The sequence below is a fragment of the Streptomyces sp. P9-2B-2 genome (assembly GCF_030406865.1).
GTDB classification, from domain to species: Bacteria; Actinomycetota; Actinomycetes; order Streptomycetales; family Streptomycetaceae; genus Streptomyces; species Streptomyces platensis.
The window spans coordinates 7,609,037-7,635,641 of record NZ_CP129126.1 but is presented as its reverse complement, the minus strand read 5'-3'; the positions used below and the strand labels follow the sequence as shown (position 1 = coordinate 7,635,641).

18 protein-coding genes and 1 tRNA gene are annotated in these 26,605 nt (G+C 71.7%); 9 read left to right on the top strand and 10 right to left on the bottom strand.

The window, feature by feature from the left end:
• Positions 1 to 31: 31 nt before the first annotated feature.
• Together QT196_RS33555 and QT196_RS33550 are read right to left on the bottom strand one after the other, a co-directional pair.
• A tRNA-Met gene (locus QT196_RS33555) sits at positions 32 to 105 on the bottom strand.
• 86 nt (positions 106 to 191) lie between these two features.
• On the bottom strand, positions 192 to 1,835 hold the full coding sequence (locus QT196_RS33550) for an ABC-F family ATP-binding cassette domain-containing protein (RefSeq protein WP_168482442.1): 1,644 nt from the start codon (positions 1,833 to 1,835) through the stop codon (positions 192 to 194).
• Positions 1,836 to 1,889: 54 nt separating this feature from the next.
• Here QT196_RS33550 and QT196_RS33545 point away from each other — a divergent pair, with 54 nt between their 5' ends.
• On the top strand, positions 1,890 to 2,693 hold the full coding sequence (locus QT196_RS33545; protein WP_266732335.1) for an enoyl-CoA hydratase-related protein: 804 nt from the start codon (positions 1,890 to 1,892) through the stop codon (positions 2,691 to 2,693).
• Here the strand turns inward: QT196_RS33545 and QT196_RS33540 are convergent.
• Positions 2,677 to 3,303, bottom strand: coding sequence for a DJ-1/PfpI family protein (locus tag QT196_RS33540; RefSeq protein WP_168482440.1), 627 nt, complete (start codon positions 3,301 to 3,303; stop codon positions 2,677 to 2,679). The genes QT196_RS33545 and QT196_RS33540 overlap by 17 nt on opposite strands.
• A 110-nt stretch (positions 3,304 to 3,413) precedes the next feature.
• Positions 3,414 to 4,385, bottom strand: a complete 972-nt coding sequence (locus QT196_RS33535; RefSeq protein WP_168482439.1) for a GlxA family transcriptional regulator — start codon at positions 4,383 to 4,385, stop codon at positions 3,414 to 3,416.
• 135 nt (positions 4,386 to 4,520) lie between these two features.
• Between QT196_RS33535 and QT196_RS33530 the strand changes: the two genes are divergently transcribed.
• The 5 genes from QT196_RS33530 to QT196_RS33510 all read left to right on the top strand — a co-directional run bounded on the left by QT196_RS33530 (position 4,521) and on the right by QT196_RS33510 (position 13,186).
• Positions 4,521 to 5,390, top strand: a complete 870-nt coding sequence (locus QT196_RS33530) for a hypothetical protein (RefSeq protein WP_266732333.1) — start codon at positions 4,521 to 4,523, stop codon at positions 5,388 to 5,390.
• Positions 5,391 to 5,632: 242 nt separating this feature from the next.
• On the top strand, positions 5,633 to 8,080 hold the full coding sequence (locus QT196_RS33525) for a Tex family protein (RefSeq protein WP_168482437.1): 2,448 nt from the start codon (positions 5,633 to 5,635) through the stop codon (positions 8,078 to 8,080).
• A 144-nt stretch (positions 8,081 to 8,224) separates the two neighbouring features.
• The gene (locus tag QT196_RS33520; RefSeq protein WP_290356271.1) at positions 8,225 to 9,631 is read left to right on the top strand and encodes a hypothetical protein; all 1,407 of its coding nucleotides are present in this window, start codon (positions 8,225 to 8,227) and stop codon (positions 9,629 to 9,631) included.
• Entirely contained in the window at positions 9,628 to 11,526 is a 1,899-nt protein-coding gene (locus QT196_RS33515; protein WP_290356270.1) for an ATP-binding protein, read from the top strand. Before QT196_RS33520 ends, QT196_RS33515 begins: the two co-directional genes overlap by 4 nt.
• Before the next feature lie 406 nt (positions 11,527 to 11,932).
• Positions 11,933 to 13,186: a Cmx/CmrA family chloramphenicol efflux MFS transporter gene (locus tag QT196_RS33510; protein ID WP_290356269.1), complete on the top strand. Its 1,254-nt coding sequence runs from the start codon at positions 11,933 to 11,935 to the stop codon at positions 13,184 to 13,186.
• A 99-nt stretch (positions 13,187 to 13,285) separates the two neighbouring features.
• Here QT196_RS33510 and QT196_RS33505 read toward each other — a convergent pair whose 3' ends face one another.
• A complete protein-coding gene (locus tag QT196_RS33505; protein WP_168484158.1) occupies positions 13,286 to 13,675 on the bottom strand; it encodes a DUF2267 domain-containing protein in 390 nt (129 codons plus the stop codon).
• Between the two features lie 213 nt (positions 13,676 to 13,888).
• Complete coding sequence (locus QT196_RS33500) at positions 13,889 to 15,898, bottom strand: FUSC family protein (protein WP_290356268.1); 2,010 nt, start codon at positions 15,896 to 15,898, stop codon at positions 13,889 to 13,891.
• Positions 15,899 to 16,095: 197 nt separating this feature from the next.
• Between QT196_RS33500 and QT196_RS33495 the strand changes: the two genes are divergently transcribed.
• Together QT196_RS33495 and QT196_RS33490 are read left to right on the top strand one after the other, a co-directional pair.
• Positions 16,096 to 17,103, top strand: a complete 1,008-nt coding sequence (locus QT196_RS33495; RefSeq protein ID WP_168482433.1) for an FAD-dependent oxidoreductase — start codon at positions 16,096 to 16,098, stop codon at positions 17,101 to 17,103.
• A 166-nt stretch (positions 17,104 to 17,269) separates the two neighbouring features.
• Complete coding sequence (locus QT196_RS33490; RefSeq protein ID WP_290356267.1) at positions 17,270 to 18,163, top strand: D-alanyl-D-alanine carboxypeptidase; 894 nt, start codon at positions 17,270 to 17,272, stop codon at positions 18,161 to 18,163.
• 110 nt (positions 18,164 to 18,273) lie between these two features.
• Here QT196_RS33490 and QT196_RS33485 read toward each other — a convergent pair whose 3' ends face one another.
• From QT196_RS33485 to QT196_RS33475, 3 genes are all read right to left on the bottom strand, one after another.
• Positions 18,274 to 19,986, bottom strand: coding sequence for a BCCT family transporter (locus QT196_RS33485; RefSeq protein ID WP_168482431.1), 1,713 nt, complete (start codon positions 19,984 to 19,986; stop codon positions 18,274 to 18,276).
• A 78-nt stretch (positions 19,987 to 20,064) separates the two neighbouring features.
• Positions 20,065 to 21,357, bottom strand: a complete 1,293-nt coding sequence (locus tag QT196_RS33480; RefSeq protein WP_248001694.1) for a M14 family metallocarboxypeptidase — start codon at positions 21,355 to 21,357, stop codon at positions 20,065 to 20,067.
• Between the two features lie 125 nt (positions 21,358 to 21,482).
• On the bottom strand, positions 21,483 to 23,399 hold the full coding sequence (locus QT196_RS33475; protein WP_290356783.1) for a Xaa-Pro dipeptidyl-peptidase: 1,917 nt from the start codon (positions 23,397 to 23,399) through the stop codon (positions 21,483 to 21,485).
• 354 nt (positions 23,400 to 23,753) lie between these two features.
• Between QT196_RS33475 and QT196_RS33470 the strand changes: the two genes are divergently transcribed.
• A complete protein-coding gene (locus tag QT196_RS33470) occupies positions 23,754 to 25,241 on the top strand; it encodes a M1 family metallopeptidase (protein WP_168482429.1) in 1,488 nt (495 codons plus the stop codon).
• An 86-nt stretch (positions 25,242 to 25,327) separates the two neighbouring features.
• Here QT196_RS33470 and QT196_RS33465 read toward each other — a convergent pair whose 3' ends face one another.
• Positions 25,328 to 26,179 (bottom strand): oxygenase MpaB family protein, encoded by an 852-nt coding sequence (locus QT196_RS33465; RefSeq protein WP_211117483.1) that lies wholly within the window; start codon positions 26,177 to 26,179, stop codon positions 25,328 to 25,330.
• Positions 26,180 to 26,605 lie beyond the last annotated feature (426 nt).

Genomic DNA, 26,605 nt, shown 5'->3' with positions numbered 1-26,605 from the left:
CTGAGCACCGGACCTGCTGTTCTGTCTTCAGTAGCGGGGACAGGATTTGAACCTGCGACCTCTGGGTTATGAGCCCAGCGAGCTACCGAGCTGCTCCACCCCGCGTCGGTGAACACCACAGTACGGGTCGGCGGCCCCAGGGCCAAATCGATAATCACCACGGGTGCCGCGGGCCGCCGCTCCCGGGGTTCTCACACCGTCCGGTCGGTGATCCGTCCCCCGTCGACCTCGATGCGGCGGGTGGTGTGCACCGCTTCGAGCATCCGGCGGTCGTGCGTGACCAGCAGCAGGGTGCCCGGGTAGGAGGCGAGCGCGGACTCCAGCTGTTCGATGGCCGGCAGGTCGAGGTGGTTGGTCGGCTCGTCCAGGACGAGGAGGTTGACCCCGCGGCCCTGGAGGAGGGCCAGCGCGGCCCGGGTCCGCTCCCCCGGCGAGAGGGTGCGCGCCGGGCGCAGCACATGTGCCGCCTTCAGCCCGAACTTCGCGAGCAGGGTGCGCACATCGGCGGGCGACAGATCGGGGACGGAGAGCCGGAAGGCGTCCATCAGCGGATCGTCGCCGAAGAACAGCCCGCGCGCCTGGTCGACCTCGCCGACCACCACGCCGGGTCCGAGCGACGCCTGCCCGGCGTCCAGCGGGAGCCGACCGAGGAGGGCGGCGAGCAGGGTGGACTTGCCGGAGCCGTTGGGGCCGGTGATGGCGACCCGGTCCGCCCAGTCGATCTGGAGGTCCACCGGGCCGAGGCGGAAGTCGCCGCGCCGGGCCGCGGCACCGCGGAGGGTGGCCACGACCGCGCCGGCCCGGGGTGCGGCGGCGATCTCCATCCGCAGCTCCCACTCCTTGCGCGGCTCCTCGACGACGTCGAGCCGCTCGATCAGGCGCTGGGTCTGCTTGGCCTTGGCGGCCTGCTTCTCGGTGGCCTCCACCCGGCCCTTGCGGGCGATCTTGTCGTTGTCGGTGGCCTTGCGGCGGGCGTTCTTGACGCCCTTCTCCATCCAGTTGCGCTGGGTGTGCGCGCGGGTCTCCAGAGCGGCCTTGGTGTCGGCGTACTCGTCGTACTGCTCCCGCGCATGGCGCCGGGCCCGCTCGCGCTCCTCCAGGTAGGAGGTGTAGCCGCCGCCGTAGGTGTTGACCTGCTGCTGGGCCAGGTCGAGTTCGACGACGCGGTTGACCGTACGGGTCAGGAACTCGCGGTCGTGGCTGACCAGGACGGTGCCGGCGCGCAGCCCGGTGACGAAGTCCTCCAGCTGTCCGAGGCCGTCCAGGTCGAGGTCGTTGGTCGGCTCGTCGAGCAGGAAGATGTCGTAGCGGGAGAGCAGCAGGGAGGCGAGCGAGGCGCGGGCGGCCTGGCCGCCGGAGAGCGTGGTCATCGGCTGGTCGAGGCCGATGGTCAGGCCGAGCCGGCCGGCGATCTCCTCGGCGCGCTCGTCGAGGTCGGCGGCGCCCAGGGCCAGCCAGCGCTCCAGCGCGGTGGCGTAGGCGTCGTCCGCGCCGGGGCGTTCCTCGACCAGCGCCTGGGTGGCGGTGTCCAGCGCGAGCTGGGCGCCGGCGACGCCGGTGCGGCGGGTGAGGAAGGCCCGTACGGTCTCTCCCGGGCGGCGGTCGGGCTCCTGCGGGAGGTGGCCGACGGTGGCGGTGGGCGGGCCGAGCGCGAGGGTGCCCTCCTCCGGGGTGTCCAGGCCGGCCAGCAGGCGCAGCAGGGTGGATTTGCCCGCCCCGTTGGCACCGACGAGGCCGATCACATCCCCGGGGGCGACGACCAGATCGAGACCGGAGAACAGGACGCGCTCGCCGTGGCCGGCGGCGAGGTCTTTGGCGACGAGAGTTGCTGACATCAGGCCGCCGATCGTAGCGGGCCGGGAACTGGCCGGCGTTCTAATATCCGGGGCATGGAACCCGGTCTGAAGACGCATGTCAGCGACGGCACCGCGACCGTCACCATCAGCAACACCGGCAAGCGGAATGCGATGACGGTGCAGATGTGGCGGGAGCTGCCGCCGCTGCTGGAGCGGCTGGCGGGTGATCGTGCCGTCCGGTCGCTGGTGCTGACCGGCGAGGGCGGGACGTTCTGCGCGGGGGCGGACATCGGCGCGCTGCGGGACGGGGCGGGTGAGTCGCAGGGCCTGGCGGTGGCGGCCGAGGAGGCGCTGGCGGCGTTTCCCGGGCCGACGCTGGCGGCGATACGTGGCTACTGCGTGGGGGGCGGCGCGCAGTTGGCGGCCGCGTGTGATCTGCGGTTCGCGGAGGAGGGCGCGCTGTTCGGGGTGACGCCGGCCAAGCTCGGGGTGGCCTATCCGGCGTCCGCCACCCGGCGGCTGGTCCGGCTGGTCGGGCTCTCCGCCGCCAAGTACCTGTTGTTCTCCGGGGAGTTGATCGACTGTGCACGGGCGCTGCGTACCGGCCTGGTGGACGAGGCACTGGCCGAGGGTGAGCTGGGCAAGCGGGTGGCGGAGTTCTCGGCCGTCCTCGCGAGCCGGTCGCTGCTGACCCAGACCGCGGCGAAGGAGCTGGCCAACGGGACCTGGGACGTACCGCCCGCCGAGGCCGAGGAGCGCGGCGCGTACTGGGCCGCGCAGGCGCACGCGAGCGGCGACACCGCGGAGGGTGCCGCCGCCTTCCTGGAGCGCCGGGCGCCGCGGTTCGCATGGACCGCCGGCCCCGGCGAGGCGGGCAGCGCTACGCGCCGTTCCTGAACTTGGCGACCAGCTCGGCCGGCGCCTTCTCGGGTGAGCCCGCGTCGTAGGGCGGCTGCGGGTCGTACTCCGTCATCAGCTGGATGCCCTGCGCGTACGTGTCACCGGCGATCCGCCCGGCCAGGGTCAGGCCCATGTCGATGCCGGACGAGACACCGGCGGCGGTGACGTACTTGCCGTCGAAGACGACCCGTTCGCCGGTGGGCTCGGCGCCGAACTCCTTGACCGACTCCAGCGAGAGCCAGTGCGAGGTGGCGCGGCGCCCCGTGAGCAGCCCGGCCGCGGCCAGGATCAGGGAGCCGGTGCACACCGAGGTCGTCCAGGTCGATGTGGCGTCGGCGGCGCGCAGCCAGCCGAGCAGCGCCTCGTTGCGCATCTGCCGCTCGACGCTCTCCGGCGGGCCGCCGGGGACCACGACGAGGTCCGGGCGCGGTACCTCGGTGAGTGCCTTCTTCGCCACGACGGTCAGGGTTCCGCTGTCGTCGTCGACCGGGCCGGGGTTCTCGGCGACGAAGACGGTCTCGGCATCCGGGAGCGGGCTCAGGGTCTGGTAGGGGCCGATGGCGTCGAGGGCGGTGAAGCCTTCGTAGAGGACGATCGCGATCTGCACGGCGGTTCCTGTCGGTAGGGGTTGCTGGACATCGATGGGGCTGAGAGGGCGCAGGGGACTCAAGGGGCGGTCGGGAAGGCCGGGCGGCGGTGGCTGTGGACGCGGGCCGGTCATCCGGCCGGCGGGCAGGACACGGAGGGCTGGAAACGGCGGCGGTATTCGGCCGGTGAGGCGCCCAGGACGCGGAGGAAGGCGCGGCGCATCGCCTCGGGGGTGCCGTAGCCGCAGCGGCGCGCCACCTGCCCGATGCCGTCGGTGGTGTCCTCCAGGCACCGCCGGGCGGCCTCCAGCCGTACCCGGTCGACATAGCGGCCCGGTGTCATGCCGGTCTCCTCGCGGAACGCCCGCGCGAAGTGCCGCGGGGAGAGGCTGGCGCGCTGCGCGAGGGCGTCGACGGAGAGGTCCGCCTCCGGGTTCTCGGTGATCCACTGCTGGACGTCACGCAGTGGCCGGCGCTGTGCGGTCTGGGCGGCGAGCTGGGCGCTGAACTGCGTCTGGTTGCCCGGACGCCGCAGGAAGACGACCAGATGGCGGGCGATGGTCAGCGCGAGGTCCCGGCCCAGGTCCTCCTCGACCAGAGCCAGCGCGAGATCGATACCGGCCGTGACGCCCGCCGAGGTGGCCAGGTCCCCGTCCCGTACGTAGATCGGCTCCGGGGCGACCCGGACGGCGGGATAGCGCTCGGCGAACTCGTCGCACAGCGCCCAGTGGGTCGTCGCCCGGCGGCCGTCCAGCAGCCCGGCCTCGGCCAGCAGGAGCGCGCCGCTGCACACCGAGACCTTCCGGCGGGCGCGCGGGGCGTGCGTCCGCAGCCAGTCGATCAGCCGCGGGTCGGGGTGGCCGGTGCCTTCGCCGCCGGGTACCAGGAGGGTGTGCGGCGGTGCGGTGTCGGCGAGCGCGAGGTCCGGGGTGAGCGTCAGACCGCTGGAGGTACGGACCGGGCCGCCGTCCAGGCTCGCGGTGCGGATCCGGTAGGCGCCCGGGGCGCCGTGGTTCGCACCGTCGAAGACTTCGACCGGTCCGGTCAGATCGAGGCTCTGGAGGCCGTCGAAGAGGACGACCAGCACATCGCGCGGTTCCATGCCGTCCATCCTGGACAGTCGGGCGGATGGCGGCAATGACGGATTTCCCACCTTTACTGCCATCGCGAGCCTCACCCGACCCACCGGAGGCACCCTCCCCCTAGCCTCATACCGAGCGGTCGGTAACCTGCTGGCATGACTGCTACGAGTGCACTGCCCGAGAAGGCCGGCCGCACCTGCCACAACGTCGTCAACCCGTTCCACTCCACGCACTACTTCGCGCCGGAGCTGTCCGAGGAGATGGCGAAGCTCGGCCTCGACAACCGCAGCGCCGCCTACTTCGCCTGTCGTGGCGCGGCCATGGGCGCCGTGGGCCCCGGCACGATCACGGCGACCTTCTACAACTTCAAGCACGAGCTCATCGCCCGGCACGTCCCGCACATCTGGTCCGTCACCACGCCGCAGCAGGTGCTCGACGCCCGGCTGCGCGCCGTGGACGCCACGCTGCGCCGGCTGCTCGGCACCGAGGCCGTCGAGTCGCCGGAGATGGCGGAGGCGGCGAAGCTGGCGCTGCACGCCGCCGAGGCCTGCACCCGCCGGGCCCGGCCGCTGTACGCCGCGCACGCCGATCTGCCGGTGCCCGAGGCCCCGCACCTGGCCTACTGGCACGCCGCGACGCTACTGCGCGAACACCGCGGCGACGGCCACCTGATAGCGCTGCTGGACACCGAACTCGACGGCCTGGAAGCACTGGTCACCCACACGGCCACCGGCCGGGGCATGAGCCACCAGGGCATCATGGCAACTCGTGGCTGGGCTGAGGAGGACTGGCAGGCCGCGCAGGAGCGGCTGCGGTCGCGCGGCCTCCTGGACGGCGGGGACGAGCTGACCGAGGCCGGAGTCGTGCTGCGCAAGGAGCTGGAGCGGACCACCGACCGGCTGGACCGGGCCCCGTACGAGCACCTGGGCGCCGAGGGCGTGGCCCGGCTCACCGAGCTGGCGACCGGCTTCACCACCACGGCCATGAACGCCGGGGCCTTCCCCGCGGTGCTGTTCGGCAAGTGATCCGTAACGTATCGGTGCGTTCCGGTACGTAACGCGCCCTCAGAAGCGGTGCCCCGCGGTCGCCGGGGTGTGCGAGGTCGTCGCGCACCCCGGCGCCGGGGGTATCGGCGCGTCCGTCCCGGTTTCCGGGCGGACGAGGTGAGGTCACGGACACCCCCGGCGGCTGGGCGGCGCGACAGTCCGGCCCGCCACCCGGCACAATGCAGGCTCAAGCAAGCGCTGGAAGGCGGGTCTGGATCAACGTGACGGCATCCACTGAGCCCATCGGGGCCCTCGGGTCCATCGAAGCGAGGATCGCCGGGGAGCTCGGCGTCAAGGAGCGGCAGGTGAAGGCCGCGGTCGAACTGCTCGACGGCGGCTCGACCGTCCCGTTCATCGCGCGCTATCGCAAGGAAGCCACCGAGATGCTCGACGACGCGCAGCTGCGCTCGCTCGAGGAACGGCTGCGCTATCTGCGGGAGCTGGAGGAGCGGCGGACCTCGATCCTGGAGTCCGTACGGTCCCAGGGCAAGCTGGACGCCGCCCTGGAGGCGCAGATCCGCGGCGCCGACTCCAAGGCACGGCTGGAGGACATCTACCTCCCGTTCAAGCCCAAGCGGCGCACCAAGGCACAGATCGCGCGGGAGGCGGGGCTGGAGCCGCTCGCCGACGGGCTGCTGAGCGATCCGTCGGTGGAACCGGCCGCGGCGGCCGCGGCGTTCGTGGACGCCGACAAGGGTGTCGCCGAGCCGGCCGCCGCCCTGGAGGGCGCGCGGGCCATCCTGACCGAGCGGTTCGGCGAGGACGCGGACCTGATCGGTGAGCTGCGCGAACGGATGTGGTCGCGCGGGCGGGTCGCGGCGAAGGTACGCGAGGGCAAGGAGGAGGCCGGCGCGAAGTTCGCCGACTACTTCGACTTCGCCGAGCCGTTCACCGAACTGCCCTCCCACCGGGTGCTGGCGATGTTCCGCGGCGAGAAGGAGGAGATCCTCGATCTCAGCCTGGAGCCGGAGGACCCGTCGGCGGTCACCGAGGGGCCGAGCGCCTACGAGCAGTCCATCGCGCACCGCTTCGGCATCACCGACCGGGGCCGTCCGGGCGACAAGTGGCTCCAGGACACCGTCCGCTGGGCCTGGCGCACCCGGGTGCAGGTGCACCTCGGGATCGATCTGCGGCTGCGCCTGCGGCAGGCGGCCGAGGACGAGGCGGTCCGGGTCTTCGCCTCGAATCTGCGCGATCTGCTGCTGGCGGCGCCCGCCGGTACGCGCGCCACGATGGGCCTGGACCCCGGTTTCCGTACGGGCGTGAAGGTGGCCGTCGTGGACGCGACCGGCAAGGTGGCCGCCACGGAGACCATCTACCCCCATGTACCGCAGCAGAAGTGGGATGCCTCACTGGCCACGCTGGCGAAGCTGGCCCGTGAGCACGACGTCGAGCTGATCGCGATCGGCAACGGCACCGCCTCCCGCGAGACCGACAAGCTGGCGACCGATCTGATCGCCGCGCAGCCGGAACTGAAGCTGACGAAGGTGATGGTGTCCGAGGCCGGTGCCTCGGTGTACTCCGCCTCCGCGTTCGCCTCGCAGGAGCTGCCCGAGCTGGATGTCTCGCTGCGCGGTGCGGTGTCCATCGCCCGGCGCCTCCAGGACCCGCTGGCCGAGCTGGTCAAGATCGACCCGAAGTCGATCGGCGTCGGGCAGTACCAGCACGATCTGTCCGAGGTGAAGCTCTCGCGTTCGCTGGACGCGGTGGTCGAGGACTGCGTGAACGGCGTCGGCGTGGACGTCAACACCGCCTCGGCGCCCCTGCTTTCGCGGGTCTCGGGCATCGGCTCCGGGCTCGCCGAGAACATCGTCACCCACCGGGACAACAACGGCCCCTTCCGCTCCCGCAAGGCGCTCAAGGACGTGGCGCGGCTCGGCCCGAAGGCGTACGAGCAGTGCGCGGGCTTCCTGCGGATCCGGGGCGGCGACGACCCGCTGGACGCCTCCAGCGTGCACCCCGAGGCGTACCCGGTGGTGCGGCGGATGGTGAAGTCGGCCGATACCGCGGTCGGTTCGCTGATCGGCAACACGGCGGTGCTGCGCACCCTGAAGGCCGCGGACTTCGTCGATGACTCCTTCGGGCTGCCGACGGTGAGCGACATCCTCCAGGAGCTGGAGAAGCCGGGCCGCGACCCGCGCCCCGGCTTCAAGACCGCGACCTTCAAGGAAGGCGTGGAGAAGATCGGCGACCTGGAGCCGGGGATGCTCCTGGAAGGCGTGGTGACCAATGTCGCCGCCTTCGGGGCGTTCGTGGACGTGGGCGTCCACCAGGACGGTCTGGTGCATGTCTCGGCGATGTCGAAGACCTTCGTCAAGGACCCGCGGGACGTGGTGAAGCCGGGCGACATCGTGCGGGTGAAGGTGCTCGACGTCGACATTCCGCGGAAGCGGATCTCGCTGACGCTGCGGCTGGACGACGAGCACGGCAAGGGCGCGTCGGCCGGCGGTGGCGGCGGCGAGCGGCGCGGTGGCGGCGAGCGCCGGGGCGGCAACGGCGGCGCAGCGCGCGAGGGCGGCCGGGGCGGTGCGCCGCGGCAGCGGCAGGGCGGCGGCGGACCGCGCGGCGGTGACCGCCGGGGCGGCCGCGACGCCGGACCGGCCAACGACGCGATGGCGGACGCCCTGCGGCGGGCCGGGCTCCTGGGCAAGGACCGCGGCGGCCGCTGAGGCAGCGTCCGGTGTCCGGCGGCAGCGGGCCGGTCCCGCTGCCGCCGGTCCACCGGCTCTCGCTCCCCTCGTGGCACCTCCCGCCGTGCTCCGTTGTCAGTGCCTCCTGATACGAAAGGAGGCAGCTGAGAACGGGGGCGGGGCATGGCGTACGACACGACAACGGTGGGGCACCGGCCGGTGGTTGATCCGACCGACCGGCGGGCCCTGGAGCGCTGGCACCCGGCGGCACCGGACGTCGTCGCGGAGGCGCGGCGGCTGAAGGAAGCCGCGCTGCTGGATTTCGGGCTGACGGAATCCGTGGTGGCGTCCTGGATCTACGCCAAGTGCCACCACCAGATCCCGACGACGGCCGTGCCGACCGCGGCCGTGGTGGCCTCCGGGGACGGCAGCTGTCCGCTGCTCTACAACCCCGACTTCTTCGTCCGGCTGGGCCTGGAGGGCGTGAAGTTCGTCCTCTTCCACGAGGCGCGCCATCTCGTGCACCGCCATCTGTTCGCCGACCCCGAGCTGCGCGCGGACCCGGTCTTCACCCTCGCCGCCGAGGTCGCCATCAACCATGTCGCCCTGGTCCGGCTCGGCCGCAAGGAACTGCCGCAGCTCGACGGCCGGCCCACGGGGGTCGACCCGCGCGAGATCCACCGGGACTACGTCGGCGATCTGGCGGCCCAGGGCCTCGAACCGCTCGGCTACGACGCCTTCGTCGAGACCGACATGACCGTGTTCTCCGAGCTCAAGCGCATGCGGCAGCCGCCCGTCCCCACGGTGTCCTGTGTGCATCTCACGGACCCGGAGTTGGCAGACGGCGATCAGCCGACCCTCGCCGAGACGGTGTCCTCCGCACTGGTCAACGCCCTGCTGGCGGCGCGGCGCGGACACCCGGGCGCGGAGCGGGAACTGCTCGATCTGATGGACCGCACGGACGGCGCCTCGGAGCACGCGACCCGGGTGTGGGGGCGGCTGGGCGCGGGGGCGCTGCGCGGCAGAACCCCGCGGACCGGGAAGGTCGACTGGTGGCAGCGCTGGCTGGTCGATGTCCTCGCGTCCAAGCTGCGGGAGGGCGAGCGGCTGGTCTATCCGAAGAAGCGCGGCGCCCTGCTGGCCGCGCTGGGCCACGATCCGATGCTGTCGCGGCGCGGCCCGGTGCGGGAGAAGAACCTGGTGATCGCGTACGACACCTCGGGGTCGATGCCCGGTGCGGTGGTCGACTGGCTGACGGAGCTGGTGGGCTCGATCGACGGGGTGGCCGCCCACTGGCTGTCGTTCGACGGTGCGGTGATGCCGTTCCGCCCCGGCGAGAAGGTGTACGGCGGCGGGGGCACGAGCTTCCAGGCGGTGGCCGACTACGTCGAGGGCCGCACGACGGTCGACGGCCGCGGCTTCGAGGAGATACCGGACGCCGTGGTGATGCTCACCGACGGCTACGCCCCGCACATCACCCCCGCCGAGCCGGACAAATGGATCTGGCTGATCACGCCGGGCGGCAACGACTGGCCCGACCACCACACCCCGCCGATGGCCTGCCACCGTGTGACGACAGGAGACCGATGAGCACGACCACGCCGACCGCGGCACCTCCGGGGACCGCGGCCACCGCGCAGACCCCGCCGCCCCGGCCCGCGGGATGGCGGCCCAGCGCCACCTATCCCGAGCCCCCGGAGGGCCGGCCGGGGGTGTCCCGGCTGGAGTCGTTCATCGACGCGATGATCGACATGGGTCAGACCGGCCAGATCTTCGGCGAGCACGGCATCGGCAAGACGGCCACCTTCTTCTCCCATCTGCCCGCGGCGTACCCGGATGCCGAGCTGGTCTTCGTGCCGGCCGCCAATCTCACCCCGGACGATCTGCTCGCCAACGCGCCGGTGCGCGACGCCACGACGGGCGAACTGGTGCTGCGGCAGCTGGTGATGAGCCAGCTGCGGCCCGGCAAGCCGTTCGTGCTGCTGATCGATGACTCGCTCCAGGCGGGTGCGACGATCCAGTCACAGCTGATGCAGATCGCCTGCAACTGGACGCTGGGCGAGTACGACCTGCGGGAGCTGGGCTGCATCGGGGTCTTCCTGACGGACAACGAATCGCTGGCGGAGACGGCGGCCCGGCGCAGCGATCTGGCCGTCCTGGACCGCATGGTGACGATCCGGATCACCGCCAACGACACGTCCTGGCGGCAGCAGCTCGCGGCGAAGTACCGCGACTGGAATCTGCGCGAGGTCTTCACCCTCTGGGCCACCCTCGCCCCGGCCCTGCGCGAGCTGCTCTCCCCGCGTACCCTCGACCACATCCTGGCCAACGCCCGGGAGGGCTTCCCGCTGCGCTGGGGGCTGCCGCTGGTCAATGGCGAGCGGCTGCGGCTGGCCGAGCAGAAGGACAACGGCAGGCCGGGCAAGGACCGTACGACCGAGGTACTGGACCGGATCGCGGCGGCGGTGGGCGCCGCCAACCCCGCCGCCCTCCCCGATCCGGTACGGGCCGTGGTGCGCGCGGCGCTGCGCAACCGCTGGTCGGTGCTGTTGCAGGGGCCGCCCGGGTGCGGCAAGACGGAGCTGGTCCGCGAGACGGTCCGGGAGGGCCTCGACGGGCGCGAGCCGCTGTATTTCTCGATGCCGGTGACCAATGTCGAAGACCTCTGCGCACCGATCCCGACCACCGACGGCTCCCTGGACAACCTCCTGGCCGGGTCGTTCCTGGGGCCGGAGCCGAAGGCGATCGTGTGGGACGAGTACAACCGCCCCAAGGACAAGGCGGCGTTCGCCAAGCTGATGGAGATCACTCAGGAGTGGTCCCTGGCGGGGCGCCGGGTCGAGAACCTGCGGGCGCAGATCGCGGTGCAGAACCCTCCGTACCACCTCGGCCGCAAGCTCCTGGTCGCCCGGAACAACATCGCGCAGGCGACCCGTTTCACCGTCTCGCTGACCGTCGAGCCGGGCGACATCCCGGCCAACGAGTGGCTGATCGCGAAGTACGGTGCCGTCGCCGAGACGGTCCTGGAGTGGTGGAAGCACGACATCGACGAGGACGGCCGGGCCTGGATCACCAAGCGCACCCTGGAGCGGCTGATCAAACTCCACCAGCGCGGGCTGCCGTTGGAGATGGGCACGGTCTATCTCGGTGACGGTGAATACGCCCCGGTGTCGCTGACCGCCCTCCTCGACCGGCTCAGCAACCGCCCGGTCACCGGCCTGCGCGAGCTGGCCCAGGACGTCGACGCCTGGGAATCGCGGCTGCGGACGGCGGCTCATGCGTCGAGCGAGGGCTCGAACGACAGCGATCTGGTCCACCAGGTCCTGGCCAACGCCGAGTTGACGCAGCTGAAGCAGCATCAGGCGGCGGTGGCCCGGCTGGTGGCCCTGCTCCCGCCGAAGCTGCGTTCCACCTACCTGGTGGGGGCGTCGAGCGAGGTCCAGCGCTTCTGGATCGAGGTCTTCGCACTGATACCCCGCGGCTGAGCGGCAGGGCGAGGCGGTCGGCGGAGTCGCCGCCGACCGCCGTCGCCCCGACCGCCGCCGAATTGCGTGGACGGGGCCGAACGGCTCGGTTAGTCTGCGCGCATGTCCAGCCCCGAGGCATCAAGACGCTAGCCACCGGCCGTCCGGTGGCTCCTTGCACTGTCTCGCGGTCGCGCCGTTCGGATCCTCGTCGCGCGCACCACCCGGCACGTTTCCCGCCACCGGATCGCCGTAGTACGGGGCTTTCTCACCTGATGCTGCGTCATGTCCCTGACGCCCCAGGTCCTTTCGCGAGGTAGCCACGCGTGCCCTGCGCCGGACGGTTCGTTCCCTTCACCTCCGCACGGGCACCGCTGCGTCTGCCGTCGCGCCGTGTCGATCCACCCTGTGGTTGCGGAGTGTTGCTGTGCCCTTCGTTCTCTTTCTGCTCGGCCTTGCGGTGTTCGCCCAAGGCACCTCCGAGTTCATGCTCTCCGGCCTGCTGCCGGACATCGCCCGTGAGCTGGATATCTCACTCTCCGCCGCCGGAGCGCTGACCTCGGCCTTCGCCGTGGGGATGGTGATCGGCGCGCCCCTGCTGGCGCTGCTGAGCCTGCGTTGGCCGCGGCGTCGCGCACTGCTGGCCTTCCTGGTCACGTTCCTGCTGGTCCATGTCCTCGGAGCGGTCACCACCGGCTACGGAGTCCTGCTGGCCACCCGGTTCGTCGCGGCGCTGGCCAACGCCGGGTTCCTGGCGGTGGCCCTGGCGACCGCGACCTCGATGGTCGCCCCCGACGCCAAGGGCCGCGCCACCTCCGTCCTGCTCGGCGGCACCACCATGGCGTGTGTCGCTGGCGTGCCCGCCGGGGCGCTGCTCGGTGAGCTGTGGGGCTGGCGCTCGGCGTTCTGGGCGGTGGCTCTGGTCTCGGTACCCGCCGTCCTCGCGATCCTGTGGTCGGTACCGGCCGACCCCGCCCCGCGGTCCGTAGCAGACGGCCCCCGCGCCGGCGCCGAACTGCGTGCCCTGCGCAGCCCCCGGCTCGTGGTGCTGCTGCTTCTCGGCGCCCTGGTGAACGGCGCGACCTTCTGCACCTTCACCTATCTCGCGCCGCTGGTCACCGAGGTCACCGGACTCGGCACCGGCTGGGTGCCCGCCGTGCTGGCGCTCTTCGGCCTGGGTTCCTTCGTCGGCGTCAGCATGGCCGGGCGCCTGGCCGACGCCCGTCCCCTCCGTCTCCTGGCGCTCGGCGGACCGGCCCTGCTCGCCGGCTGGCTCGTGACGGCGCTCACCGCCGGGAACCCCGTGGCCGTGCTCGTGCTCCTCTTCGTCCAGGGGGCGCTGTCCTTCGCGGTCGGCTCCACCCTCGTCTCGCAGGCCCTCTACGCGGCGACCGGGGCGCCGACCCTGGGCGGCGGGTTCGCCACGGCGGCGCTCAACGTGGGCGCGGCGCTCGGCCCCTGGTGCGGCGGCACCGCGCTCACCGCTGGGCTCGGCTACCGCTCGCCGCTATGGGTGAGCGCGCTCCTGACGGCACTCGCCCTCGTCGTCGGGGGCTTGGCCCGCGTGACCTGGCGCGGGCCGGCCACCACCCCGCGCCGGGCGGCCCGGCCGTCCCGTACGGATGACTCCGCAGCCACCTCCCCGACGGGCGAACCCGCGGACGGCCGCTGGGTGCGGTGAGCCACCGGCCGCCCCTTCTGTGACAGCGCGGAGCGGAGGGGGCGGCTCATGACACGGGGCCCCCGCCCCGCCAGCGGGGAGGGGGCCCGCACGACGTGGTCATACCAACCGGGGGTGACCGAAGAGGAGGTCGAAGTCCGGCGGCAGTTGCAGCAGGACACGCTGCATGAGGTCCTCGTCGGCGGCATCGGCGACGACGCTGAGCACGGCGCCGACATCCCACTTGGCGGTCTCCTCGGTGGCCCCCTCGATCCAGGCCGCCGTGGCGCGGACGAACCGTGCGGGGTCCAGCGGCTCGGCGGCCCGGAGCGGGTTGAGCAGGATCAGGGCGAAGGTCTCCGGCAGGTCGGCGGCCAGTTCGGCCCGTTCCTCACCGACCAGATGCGCGCCCAGCAGGGCCAGGACGACGCGGGCCGCCCGTTCCGCTTCCTGCGGTGACTCGTACTCGCCGCGCTCCTGGACCTGTGCCAGAAACGCCTCCCATCTCATGGGCGCCACAGCTGCCTCCTTCTCCTCGGAGCGCGGAGGACCGGACCGGACGGAGACTTTCCCGTCCCCGCCGATGCGGGCGCGGTCCCGCTCAGCCACGGCTCTGCTTCTGCCCAGTGTCCCCACCCATAGCGATCTTGCGGAGCCCGGCGCGCTCGGCGATCGGGATCCGCAGGGTCACGTCCCGGCCCCGCACACCCCGCAGCCCCCGCCTCACCCCGTCCCCGCGTACCCCCGGATCCGCTCCAGTTCCACGGCCACATCCGTGAGCGTGGCGCAGTCCGGGACCGGCGGGAGGTCTGGGGCGGACGGGCCGGGCTCGGGCCGGCGCCGTGGGTCCTCCAGGGCGTCGGCCATCGCCGCCAGCGCCTGGCACAGCCCCTCGGCCTCGGCCCGGCTCGGGCGGTGCGCGCCATGGTCGAGGCGTACCGCGCAGGCGGTCGCGGCGTCCACGATGCGTTCGGCCGCGGTGACGACGGTCAGCCAGTCGGGGTTGCGGTCGCGGGCGGCGAGGAGTTCGGCCGCGGCGGTCTCCGCCGCCGCCCTGGCCTCCCCCAGCGCCCGGTAGGCGGCGCGGCGCAGTGCCAGCCGCCGGGTGGGGTCCGCGCCCGGTTCCGCCTCCAGGACGTGCCGCAGGAACTGCTCGGTGCTGCGCAGCGCCGAGGTGACGCGGTGCCCGACCCGGCGCCGCGGGTCGGCGAGCCGGGGCAGATGTCCGACGACGAGCACGATGCCGCAGGCGATGGAGGTGTCCACGATCCGCTCGGCGGCCGCCTGCGGATCGCCGCTGACATACACGAACGACAGCACCATGAGGGTGATCGCGACGGTCTGCAGTGCGAAGTGGCGGGTGGCGAACGGCAGCAGCGCCCCGCCCGCGCCCGCCACCAGCGCGGGCCACCACGTACCGGTCAGCAGCAGGCCCGCCCCGGCGAAGACCAGCACGCCCGCGACGGTCCCGGCGAAGCGGTTGACCGTACGGGAGAAGAGCGGGCCCAGGTCCGGCTTCACCAGGAAGGTGACGGTCGCCGGGAGCCAGTACCAGTGGTCGGCGCGGAGCAGCAGCGCCACGGCGACACTCGCGGCGATGCAGACGGCGACCCGCAGGCCGTAGTCCCGCCCGGCCGGGCCGAACAGGCCGCGCCCGCGCCGCGTCCGTCCGCCGACGGCACCCAGCGCCCCGCGGACCGCGGCCTCGGGCCGGGCCATCCAGGCGGGACGGCCCGACGCGGACGGTGCGGGCTCCGCTCCGGGCCGCGGCTCCGGCTCCCGCCTGGCGAAGGCGACCGCGGCGTCCAGCAGGGCCTGGTCGAAGGCGCCGCGCGCGGCCGTGCTGGTCTCCGGGGCGGACAGCCGGCCCGGCGACCGTCCGGTGCGCAGGGCCTCGGCGAACCTGCGGGGGCTCTCCGCCACCCGGGACGGCAACGGCCGGGCCTCCCACAGCAGCGCCACGCTGGCCTCGCAGAGCGCGGTGGCGGCGGCGAACCGCTCGGTGAGCAGCAGCTCTTCCGTACGGGCGGACCGGCGCAGCAGCCGGCTGGTGAGGAGGCGCAGCCGTACGGCCTCGTCGGCGCGGTCCAGGGCGGCGGTGAGCCGGCGCCTGGCGGGCTCGGCACCGGGCCCGCCGACCGCGCTCAGGGCGTCGGCGAGCGCGTCGAAGACCGTGGCGACCGCGGCCCGTTCGCCGCTGAGCGCGCCGCCCGCGGGACGGGGCGGGCGCAGGACGAGCCGCAGCAGAAGCAGCCACAGACAGCCGGCGAGGACATAGAGGGCCTTCGCCCAGGGCGCGCCGGGCAGCGGCATCCCGGCGCCCAGGACGGTGGTCGCCAGCATCTGCATCCCGGCGTTGGAGCGCACCGGCCCGGCCACGCTGCCCGCACCGGAGACGAAGCCGACGGCGAACAGCGCCGGCAGGAGCCACCAGCCCGCGTCGGCCGCCTGGAGCGAGGCGCCGATCAGCATGCCGAGCGCCGAGGCGAGGGCGGGCAGGCCGATGTGCACGATGCCGGTGCGCCGGGTGCCGGGGCGGTCGTTGACCCCGGCCAGCATCGAGCCGAGGCCGGCCAGGACGCCGGGCGCCGGATGGCCGGTCGCGATGCCCGCGCCCAGCAGCGGCCCCGCACACAGCGCACCGCGGGCAACGGCCGCCCAGGGGACGGGCAGCCGCTGCCAGCGGAAGGGGTGGGCGAGCCAGGCGGGCACGGCGCGCGGCGCGCGGAGCATGGGCCTCCTCAGACGACGGCGGACGGACGGCGGTAAGTGGTTCCGAGGGGCGTCATCGGCCGACGGTGCTGCTACCAGCCTACGGTCCGGGAGGGTCCACTCCGCTGCCGCGGGGTTACCACAAGATCACGAACGAATGGCGGGCAGGACCGCCACCTCCCCTTTTCCCCGCCCGCGCCAGCGGTTAGCGTCCCGGCATGACGAGCAATACGCAGGGCCTGGACATCCGGGTGGTCGGCGGCGGGGTGATCGGACTGACGTCGGCGATCGCGCTGGCCGAGGACGGGCACCGGGTACGGGTACTGAGCCGGGACGCGGCCGGCGGGACGACCTCGGCGGTGGCGGGCGGGCTGTGCTGGCCGTACCGCATCCAGCCGTACGAGCGGGCGGTGGCGTGGTCCGTACGCTCCTTCCAGGTGCTCACGGCGCTCGCCGAACGGCCGGCGGAGACGGGCGCCCGGATGGTGACGGGCACGATGACGGCCACGACGGACCGCGCCGAAGACGGCCTGGCCGCCTGGTACGACGCGGTGCCCGGATTGCGGCGGGCGCGGGCGGAGGAGCTCCCCGAGGGCTGCGCGTCGGGGTGGCGGGCCCGTACTCCCCTGGTGGACATGCCCACCCATCTCCACTACCTGGAACAGCGGTTGGCGGCGGCGGGCGGGACCGTGGAGCGGCGTGAGGTCACCTCGCTGGAGGAGGCCGGAGCGACGGCGGATGTAGTCGTGAACTGCTCGGGGCTCGGCGCCCGCGCTCTCGTACCCGACCCGGACGTCCATCCGGTCCAGGGGCAGTTGGTGGTCGTGGAGAACCCCGGCATCGAGGAGTGGTCCGTCTCGGCCGACGCGGGGGCATCGGACACCACGTATCTGCTGCCCCAGCCGTACGGCCTGGTGCTGGGAGGTACGGCGCGGGAGAACGCCTGGTCCCGGGAGCCCGATCCGGCGGTGGCGGCGGCCATCGTGGCGCGCGCCGCACGGCGCTTCCCGGAGCTGGCGCGGGCCCGGGTCCTGGCCCACAAGGTGGGGTTGCGCCCGGCCCGCCCGGCGGTGCGGCTGACGGCGGAGCGGCTGTCCGGCGGCATGCCGTGCGTGCACAACTACGGGCACGGCGGTGGGGGCGTGACCGTGGCCTGGGGTTGCGCGGACGAGGTGCTGCGGATGGTGCGGGAGGTCCGGGAGGGCCGCGGGCCGGTACGCGGGTAGGTGCGGCGCGGTCTTCCCGGGCCGGAATGCGTCTTTTCGGTCCCGCGGCAGGCGGACGCGCGGAATTCACCGGCCGGAGGGCGCATCCAATCGCCCGTCTCATGCGTCCTATGTGCAAGCGCCATTTCTATATGGCCGCACATCAGGGATATTTGGAGTATCCATTTTGAGAAACGGCATTAAGGGCATTCGTCGCGTATCCGCGGTCGCTGTCACCGCGGGGGCCGTTCTGACGGCCGGGGCGTTCACCGCTCCCGCGCAGGCCGCTGCGCCCAAGACTCCCGCGATCGCCGCCAAGGGCGGCTTCGTGATGAACAACGGCACGGGGAAGACCCTCTTCACCAAGGCCGCGGACACCCGTCGCTCCACCGGCTCCACCACCAAGATCATGACGGCTCGGGTGGTGCTGGCGCAGTCGAACCTCAACCTTGATTCCAAGGTGACGGTCCAGAAGGCGTACAGCGACTACATCGTCGACAACAACTGGGCCTCCTCGGCCAAGCTGATCGTCGGCGACAAGGTCACCGTCCGCCAGCTGCTGTACGGGCTGATGCTCCCGTCCGGCTGCGACGCGGCGTACGCGCTGGCCGACAAGTTCGGCAGCGGCTCCACCCGGGCCGCGCGGGTCACGTCGTTCATCGGCAAGATGAACTCCACGGCCAAGTCGCTCGGCATGACGAACACGCACTTCGACTCGTTCGACGGCATCGGCAGGGGCGCGAACTACTCGACTCCGCGCGACCTGACGAAGCTCGCCTCCAACGCGATGAAGTACTCCACGTTCCGTACGGTCGTGAAGACGAAGTCGACCACGCAGAAGGTCTCGACGAAGAGCGGTGGCTACCGCAACATGTCGTGGACCAACACCAACGCGCTGCTCGGCACCTACTCGGGCACTCTCGGCGTCAAGACGGGCTCCGGCCCGGAGGCCAAGTACTGCCTGGTCTTCGCCGCGACCCGCGGTGGCAAGACGGTCATCGGCGCAGTTCTCGCCTCCTCTTCGGTGACGAACCGCACCGCTGACGCGAAGAAGCTGATGGACTACAGCTTCAAGAAGTAACCCGGCACAGACGTGGGGCCTGCACACGACCGGAAGGTCGTGCGCAGGCCCCTTCGTCATCCGGCCGCCGGCACCACACCGGGGCCGTACGACGCCGCTCAGGAGTCGGCCTAACCGCCGCTCTTCACTTCGACGCCGCTGTCCTCGCCGGTGCCGGTGCCGTCACCCGCGTCGTCCCCGTTTCCGTTGCCGGGTCCGATCTGGATCTCGAAGTCGCCGTCGTACTGCTCATGGCCCGCGATCACGGCCAGTTCGACGACCTCGGCGCCCTTCTGACCGCGCACGATCAGCGGATCGCTGCGCAGATCACGCATCAGCGCCCAGCACATGGCGATCATCACGACCATGAACGGCACCGCGACCAGAATCGTCAGATTCTGGAGGCCGGTCAGGGCATCGCCCGAGCCACCGCCGATCAGCAGCATGACCGCCGCGACCGCACCGGTCACCACTCCCCAGAAGATCACCACGAGCCGGGTCGGCTCGAAGGTCCCCTTCTGCGAGAGGGTGCCCATGACGATGGACGCGGCATCGGCACCGGACACGAAGAAGATGCCGACCAGGATCATGACGAGAATGCTCATGACCGTGGCGAGCGGGTACTGGTGCAGCACATCGAAGAGCTGTCCTTCGGGTGTGCTCGACCCGCTGAGCTGCTTGGACGACTGGAGCTTCATGGCCGAGCCGCCGAACACCGCGAACCACGCCAGGCTGACCACGCTCGGGACGAGGATGACCCCGCCGATGAACTGGCGGATGGTCCGGCCCCGGCTGATCCGGGCGATGAACATGCCCACGAACGGCGTCCAGGAGATCCACCACGCCCAGTAGAAGACGGTCCAGCTGCGCAGCCAGCCGCCCACATCGTCACCGCTGCTGGCCTCCGTACGGCCCGCGAGCTGCGGCAGTTCGCCGATGAACGAGCCGAGAGAGGTCGGCAGCAGGTTGAGGATGAGGATGGTCGGTCCGACCACGAACACGAAGACCGCCAGGATGACCGCCAGCACCATATTGATGTTGGACAGCATCTGGACGCCCTTGGCGATACCGGAGACCGCGGACAGGATGAAGGCGATGGTCAGCACGGTGATGATGCCGACCAGCAGGGTGGTGCTGACGCTGTCCATCCAGCCGAGGACCTTGATGCCGCTGCCGATCTGGAGCGCACCGAGACCCAGCGAGGCCGCCGAACCGAAGAGGGTGGCGAAGATGGCCAGGATGTCGATGACCCGGCCGCCCCAGCCGTTCGCCCGCCGGGTGCCGATCAGTGGGGTGAACACCGCGCTTATCGTCTGCCGCCTCCCCCGCCGGAAGCAGCTGTAAGCGATGGCCAGACCAACGACCGCGTAGATCGCCCAGGGGTGCAGCGTCCAGTGGAACATCGTGGTGGCCATCGCGGTGTCCATCGCCTGGGCGGCGTCCTGCGGATCGGTGCCCGGCGGTGGGGTGCTGAAGTGCCCCAGCGGCTCGCTGACGCCGTAGAACATCAAACCGATGCCCATGCCCGCGCTGAACATCATCGCGATCCAGGACACGGTGCGGAATTCCGGATCCTCGCCCTCCTTGCCGAGCGTGATCCGGCCGTACTTGCTGACCGCCAGCCAAATCGCAAAGATCACAAATCCGGAGGCGGAGAGCACGAAGGCCCAGCCGCCGTTGTCGATCACCCAGTTCAGCATCGAGGTCGATGCGCTCTTGAGGGATTCGGTGGACGACGCTCCCCACGCGATGAAGGCGAGGGTGAGCAACGAGGTCACACCGAAGACCACACGGTCGGTCTGTGGGGGCCCGTGGTGCTGCGGCTCATCGGGGACGTCCGTCACGGATGGCGTGCCACCCCCGTCTCCGGCTTCTCTGACTGTGTCCGACACGTGTCAACCTTTCAATGGGCCATATTTTCCTTACCCGTTACCACCTACCACACGACGGCAGACGTTGAGGGGCGTCGCGACCGTAAGGTGATAACCGGCCCTCCGGTCCAACAGCAGCGGAACGAGCTTCCGCAGCGGTTGGCGCAGCGGCACGACGACGCCGTCACGGTCCCGGCGCCACACCACTCCGTGCCTCACCAATTCTTCCCTGACCTGCGCAAACTGTCCCTCTTCGAGACGATAGGCGCAAGGCGGGTCGGACAGGATCTGCTCTTCGGTAGCCGGTTCGTTATCCGCGCCGCCGAGATACACCGGACCGTGATCGGTATAGCCCGCGAGCCGGGCGGCGGCGGTGGCCGCCTCGATCCGTGACCGGTGCCGGTCGAGGAAGGTGAAGGCACCGTCCAGCGCGGCCAGCTGGGAGTCCACCCGGCGGCGGTTGTTGAGCGCGGGGTCGGCCTTCTCGGCCTCGGTGAGCGCGTCGACCCGGGTCTCGACGAGCAGTCCGACCGAACCCTTCACACCCGCGGTGTTGCGCAGGATCCGCTCCTGCCCGTCGCCCGCGACCTGCTTGACGGGATCACCGGTCTCCGGGTCGGTCCAGATGCCGTAGACGCCGGTGGAGAAGCCCGCCCGGTGGACGGCGGGCCGCACGAAGTCCTGGGAAAGCGCGGCCGCTTCCCGGTGCACCCCGTCCGCGGTGTTGAGGTTGCGCGGCCACAGCGACAGCACGTCCTTCATGTAGTACGGGACCGTGGGGCCGTACTCGTGCAGGTCGTAGATGGTGTCCGGGCGGTAGTCGCGGATGACCTCGGCCATCGCCCGGCCCTCGGCGGTCCGCAGGGCGATGTGATCGCGGTTGATGTCCGTGCCGTCGGCGTTGCCTCGGGTGTCCGCGGCCCGGCCGTCGGGGTTGGCGGTCGGGACGACCAGCACGCTGGTGTGTTGCAGGAAGCGCCGGGTCGCCGGGTCCTTGGCGTAGGCGAGATTGCGGACGGTGGTCAGACAGGCCTCGCGCCCGGAGGGCTCGTCACCGTGCTGGGAGCAGATCAGCAGCACGGAGTTTCCGCGCCGGACCCGCGCCGGGCCCTCGGGGGCGGGGGCGCCGATCCGGACGAGCTGCAGCGGGCGGCCCTGCCCGGTGGTGCCGATCCGGTCGATCCGTACGCGCACCGAGCCCCGGTCGACGGCCTTGAGGAAGTCCTGTTCCTCGGCCTGGCCCGTCCAGCGGGCGCCATGGCTGATCTCGAATCCCGTACGGGGTGCGGGGGTTGCGGTCGCGGCCGGGGCGGGCGGCGGGGTCGCGCCGAGGGTGGCCGTCAGCCCGATGGCCAGCGGCCCGGCGGCGAGGCGGTGGGGGCGGGGTATCACGAGGAGGAGCCTCCCTTGGGTGAGCGGTGGAGAGGGGGACCGGGTGGGGCCGCCCGTAGTGGGGCGGCCCCGGGTGGTCATCCCACGGCCGGCAGCCGGCTGACCGAGCGCGGCGGGGCGATACCGTCCAGCGGTGCCGCGGCGTCCGGATGCCTCGGCGCGCCCGCGGTGGCCCGTGCGAAGGCCGCCGCGCCGCCGGTCAGCGGGAGTTGGGCGGAGGTGCGGGACAGGTCGAGGGTGAGCTTCCCGGTGGCCGCGGGCGGGTCGATCAGACCGGCGTCGGTACCGGCCACGATGAGCGCGAGCCGGTGCCCGGCGGGCACGACGTGATCGCTCGCGGCCAGGTCCAGGGTGAGCTTGTACGGCTTGCCGGGGGTGAGCGGGCGGCCCTTGTGGGCGTCGGCGTAGTTGCCGAGGTCGGCCCAGCCGCGGCTGAAGACGGTGTGGGCGACCTTTTGGGTGTCGGCGGCGGTCTCCTTGAAGCAGCCGGTGTCGCCCGTGGTTCCGGCGCCCCAGCAGGTGCGCCGGTCCAGGGTGGTGATGCCCTCGCCCTCGGCGGCGTAGTTGCGGATGGTGTCCGGGCCGAGGTCGACCAGGACGGCGGAGAGATGGGCGGTCGAGGTGCTCGGAGTGACGGTCACGGTCACCCTGCCGGAGCCGGACAACCGCAGCGGTGTGCGCAGCGGTCCGGTGCGGAACCCGGCCTTGGCGGCGGTCGGGGCATCGATCCGGGCCGCCCAGTCGGCCTCGCTCAGCTTCGGGTCGTCGGTGAAGGTCTCGGTCGCGCCGTGCGGTGCCTTACGGGTTCCCAGCAGGGCCACGCCGGGCGCGGTGCCGCCGCGCGGCCGCAGTGTGGTGGGCGCGGTGCCTGGCGCGGGCCACTGCGGGTCGGTGGACCAGGTGCCGGGCGAGCGCTCGATATCGGCCATCGGGGTGCGCTCGATGCCGTTGTCGTAGCCCAGCAAATAGTGGTCGAACCAGTGGTGCAGGGTCTTGACCCAGGCGCTGCGCCGGTAGTCGAAGGGGTCGACATGCCCGGTCTGGGAGAGCCAGATCTTGCGCTCGACACCGTGCCGGGCGAGCGCGTCCCACCACTGCCCGGCGTGCCGGGTCCGGACGTTGAGGTCCTGCATGCCGTGCACCAGGAGCACGCTGGCCCGGACCCGGTCCGCGTGGCGGACGTAGTCGCGCTCACTCCACAGACCGGTCCAGTCGCCGGTACGGGGCGCCCCGTCGGCGAGCTTCTTCTGCACGGCGGCGCAGTGCTTGCGCGCATCAGGGCTGTCGACCACCTCGGCGAGGGAGTCCGGCCCCGAGTCATAGAGCGGGGCGCCCTTGGCGAAGTAGTAGTCGTACCAGGAGGAGATGCCGGCGATCGGGACGATGGTCTTCAGCCCTTTGACGCCGGTGGCCGCGACGCCGTTGGCGATGGTGGCGTCCCAGCTCTTGCCGATCATTCCGGTGCTGCCGTTGGACCAGCCGGCCGTGACGGGTTTCCCTCCCGTACGGGCGGTGTAGGCACGGCCTCTGCCGCCGAGCCAGTCGACGACGGCCCGGGCGGAACCGATGTCGGAGCGGCCGCCGACGTCGGAGCAGCCGTCCGAGCGGTTGGTGCCCGCGAGGTCGACCAGGACCGTCGCATAGCCGCGCGGCACGAAGTAGTTGTCGTAGAAGAGCGGGAACCCGACCGGCCGGCCCCGGTCGTCATAGGTCTTCTTCTGGCTCTCGTTACCGCGCCCGCAGCAGGAGTAGTACGGACTGGCGTCCATGATCACGGGGATCCGCCGGCCCTGTCGCGCCGGTTCGGCGGGCCGCACGATGTCGACGGCGACGCGGTCGGTTCTCCCGTCCGCGTCGCCGTCCAGCCGTGTGTCCACCCAGACCGATTCGCGTATCGCGCGGTCGTAGGAGTAGACGGGTCTGCTCTCGGCGGGCGCCGCCTGCGCGGCGGCCGGCCCGATCAGGGCGGACAGCAGGGCGGCGACGGCTGCCAGCACGAGCGCTGTGAAGGGGATGCGGGGGATCCGCGCAGGATTCGTCACGGGCGGACGGTAGCGCGGCGCAACTCCCCTGCGTAAGGGCATGTCCGGGCACCGCGGGCGGCCGGCGGCCGAAAACAGGTCCATGGGTAGCTTTTTCGTCCCGCGGACGGTCCGGCATCCCGTGCCGTGACCGCGGCGGCGCCCGCTGCCCACCATGGTGGAGGGGGACGGCGGAGCGTGGCAGACGGGAGGGACGAAAGAGGGTTCATGTCGGTCATGTGTCAGATCAGGCCATGTACATGACGCTGACCGGGCGCAGTACATAGGGTCTGAACAGAGCCATCCCCCCTACGAGTTGGAGGACTCGTGCGTCACAGACTCCTCGTCCCCGGCGCGGTCGCACTCAGCCTGCTGCTGGCCATCCCGGCCTCGGCTGCCGACTTCACACCGGGCGCTCCGGGTGTGGGCGACACCTACTACCCCGAGAGCGGAAACGGCGGATACGACGTTTCCCACTACGACCTGCGGCTCAAGTACCAGCCGAAGACGGATCTGCTGGAGGGCACGGCCACCCTGCTGGCCACCACCACTCAGGATCTCTCCCGCTTCAACCTGGACTTCGGCCTCAAGGTCAGTGAGATCCGGATCAACGGCAAGAAGGCCGCCTTCGCCACCTCCGGCAAGCACGAACTGGAGGTCACTCCGGCCACACCGCTGGAGAAGGGCAAGCAGATCAGCGTCGTGGTGCGCTACGCGGGCAAGCCCTCCGAGCTCAAGATGGACGGCTACAGCGCCTGGGCCCGTACCCCCGACGGCGGGGTGATCGCACAGGAGCCGGACGCTGCCGTGTGGTGGTTCCCGAGCAATGACCACCCCACCGACAAGGCGACGTACGACATCTCGGTGGCGGTCCCGGACGGCACCCAGGCGCTGAGCAACGGCGTACTGGCCTCGCAGTCCTCCAAGCTGGGCTGGACGCGCTACAACTGGCGCTCGGACAAGCCGCAGGCGACGTATCTGACGACGCTGGCCGTCGGCAAGTTCGACATCACCACCGACAAGACCGCGAACGGCCTGCCGGTGGTCAACGCGGTCAGCAAGGACCTCGGCGCGAACGAGGGCTCGGCGAAGGCGAGCATCGAGCGCACCACCGAGATCACCGAGTGGCTGGAGAGCGTCTTCGGCGCCTACCCGTTCAACGCGGTGGGCGGCTATGTGCCGAACGTGCCGGCCGGATACGCGCTGGAGACCCAGACCCGCCCGTTCTACGGGAAGAAGGCCTTCGACCGCGGCACGAACGTCTCCGTCGTGGTGCACGAGCTGGCGCACCAGTGGTACGGCGACAGCGTCTCGCTGAAGGACTGGAAGGACATCTGGATCAACGAGGGCTTCGCCGCCTACAGCCAGTGGCTGTGGTCGGAGAAGGAGGGCGAGGGCACCGCCCAGGAGCTGGCGGACTACGTCTACGCCCAGCACCCGGCCGACGACCCGTTCTGGACGGTCAAGCCGGGCAACCCGGGCGCGGAGAACCAGTTCGACGGCGCGGTCTACGACCGTGGCGCGCTGACCCTCCAGGCGCTCCGCAACAAGGTCGGCGACAAGGCCTTCTTCGGCCTCCTCAAGTCCTGGCCGACGGAGAACCGGTACGGCAACGCCTCGGTCGCCGACTTCGTGAAGTTCGCCGAGAAGAAGACCGGCAAGCAGCTGGCCGGCTTCTTCGACACCTGGCTCTTCCAGCCGACCCGGCCCTCGGTGGGCGCGGCCAAGCAGGCCCTCGGCGCTTCGCAGGGACGAGTCGCCGAGCCCAATTCGTGGAAGCAGATCGCGGCCACGCACGACGTGCACGGGCACTGAGCCGGTGCATGGGCGCTGAGCCAGTGGACGAGCGCTGAACACGTACGGAGCCGGGCCTCCCCCGGCTCCGTACGCGCACCGCGTCGTTACCGGCGCGCCGCCTGCCTGGCCCGGCGCGCGATCGGCATGAACCGCAGGCGCTCCGGAAGCACCGGCACCACGGCGCGCACGACCCGGCCGAGCCGGCGCAGAGTGCGCTCCTGGGCGTCCGTCCACTCCAGCCCGATGGCCTGCCGGGCGTCCGGCGGCATCAGCCCGATCGTGAGAAAGCGCCGGGTGCGGGCGAACCGCGGGCACAGCCAGGGCCAGGTCAGCCGCAGCAGCAGCCGCAGCCAGCGCGGGCCGCGGTCGGGAACCGGCAGTTGCGGATCGGTCGCCAGCAACTCCTTGACCACGGCGGTCTCTTCGAGTTCGTTGTCGAGGACCTTCTGGTAATACGGCCAGAACTCCTCGATCGTCTGCGGCATATCGCGGTCATGGATCCCCAGGATCCGGCCGACCTGGAGCCACTCCGCGTACAGCGCCCGTTCCTGCGCCTCGGTGAAGGGGCGGCCCAGATACTGCTGCGCGTGCCGGAAGACGGGGTAGCCGGTGGCGTGCACCCAGGCGTAGTAGGCGGGGGTGAGCGCGTGGTAGGCGCGGCCGTGTGCGTCGGTCCCCTGGATGGTCTTGTGCAGCGCGCGCAGCCGGCGCCCCTCCGCGGCCGCCTTCTCCCCTCCGTACACCCACAGCTGGAGCGAGGTCAGGGACCGCTCGCCGCGTCCCCAGGGGTCCGTACGGAACACGGAGTGGTCGTCCACCCCGGCGCCCACCGCCGGGTGGGCGACCTGCATGGCCAGCGCGGCCGGCAGCGTCAGCAGCATGCGGATGTCCCCGGCCAGCGACCAGAGCACACCTCCGACCGGCGGGGGATTCGGGCCATTTTTTACCGTAATCATGGTATTAATCATCATACGGTGACGCTCCGCGATCGGCGGACGCGGGGGCCCTTTCCCGCCGCCACACACCCGCGCACCGCCGGAACCGGCCCGCAGCACTCCACCGCGACGACACCGCCCGGCACACCCACCCCGGCACGCCGCCCCCTGCGCACCACCGCGCCCACCCATGGGGCGTGCGACTCGTCAACGGCGCTGCGGCATGACCCCACTCGGACCGGAGAATACCGAAGGCACCTGTGCGGGCACGCGAGTTGGGCACTGACGGGAGCCAATGGCCCCACGCCCCGGGCGAGCGGCGCAGTGTGCAGCGTCACTCACCACCCGGCCGTATGACGCCACCCCACCGAAATCACCTGACCCCACAACGGAGATTCACCTCCAAGAGTGGTTTCGCCGCGAGATAAACCCCTGAACTGGGGCGAT

Coding starts and splice junctions, on each gene's coding strand:
- QT196_RS33500 (WP_290356268.1), bottom strand. CDS start 15,898: ATGCTCCGCGCGCCGCGCGCCGTGCCCGCCTGGCTCGCCCACCCCTTC.
- QT196_RS33550 (WP_168482442.1), bottom strand. CDS start 1,835: ATGTCAGCAACTCTCGTCGCCAAAGACCTCGCCGCCGGCCACGGCGAG.
- QT196_RS33515 (WP_290356270.1), top strand. CDS start 9,628: ATGAGCACGACCACGCCGACCGCGGCACCTCCGGGGACCGCGGCCACC.
- QT196_RS33535 (WP_168482439.1), bottom strand. CDS start 4,385: ATGGAACCGCGCGATGTGCTGGTCGTCCTCTTCGACGGCCTCCAGAGC.
- QT196_RS33530 (WP_266732333.1), top strand. CDS start 4,521: ATGACTGCTACGAGTGCACTGCCCGAGAAGGCCGGCCGCACCTGCCAC.
- QT196_RS33505 (WP_168484158.1), bottom strand. CDS start 13,675: ATGAGATGGGAGGCGTTTCTGGCACAGGTCCAGGAGCGCGGCGAGTAC.
- QT196_RS33495 (WP_168482433.1), top strand. CDS start 16,096: ATGACGAGCAATACGCAGGGCCTGGACATCCGGGTGGTCGGCGGCGGG.
- QT196_RS33520 (WP_290356271.1), top strand. CDS start 8,225: ATGGCGTACGACACGACAACGGTGGGGCACCGGCCGGTGGTTGATCCG.
- QT196_RS33465 (WP_211117483.1), bottom strand. CDS start 26,179: ATGATTACGGTAAAAAATGGCCCGAATCCCCCGCCGGTCGGAGGTGTG.
- QT196_RS33545 (WP_266732335.1), top strand. CDS start 1,890: ATGGAACCCGGTCTGAAGACGCATGTCAGCGACGGCACCGCGACCGTC.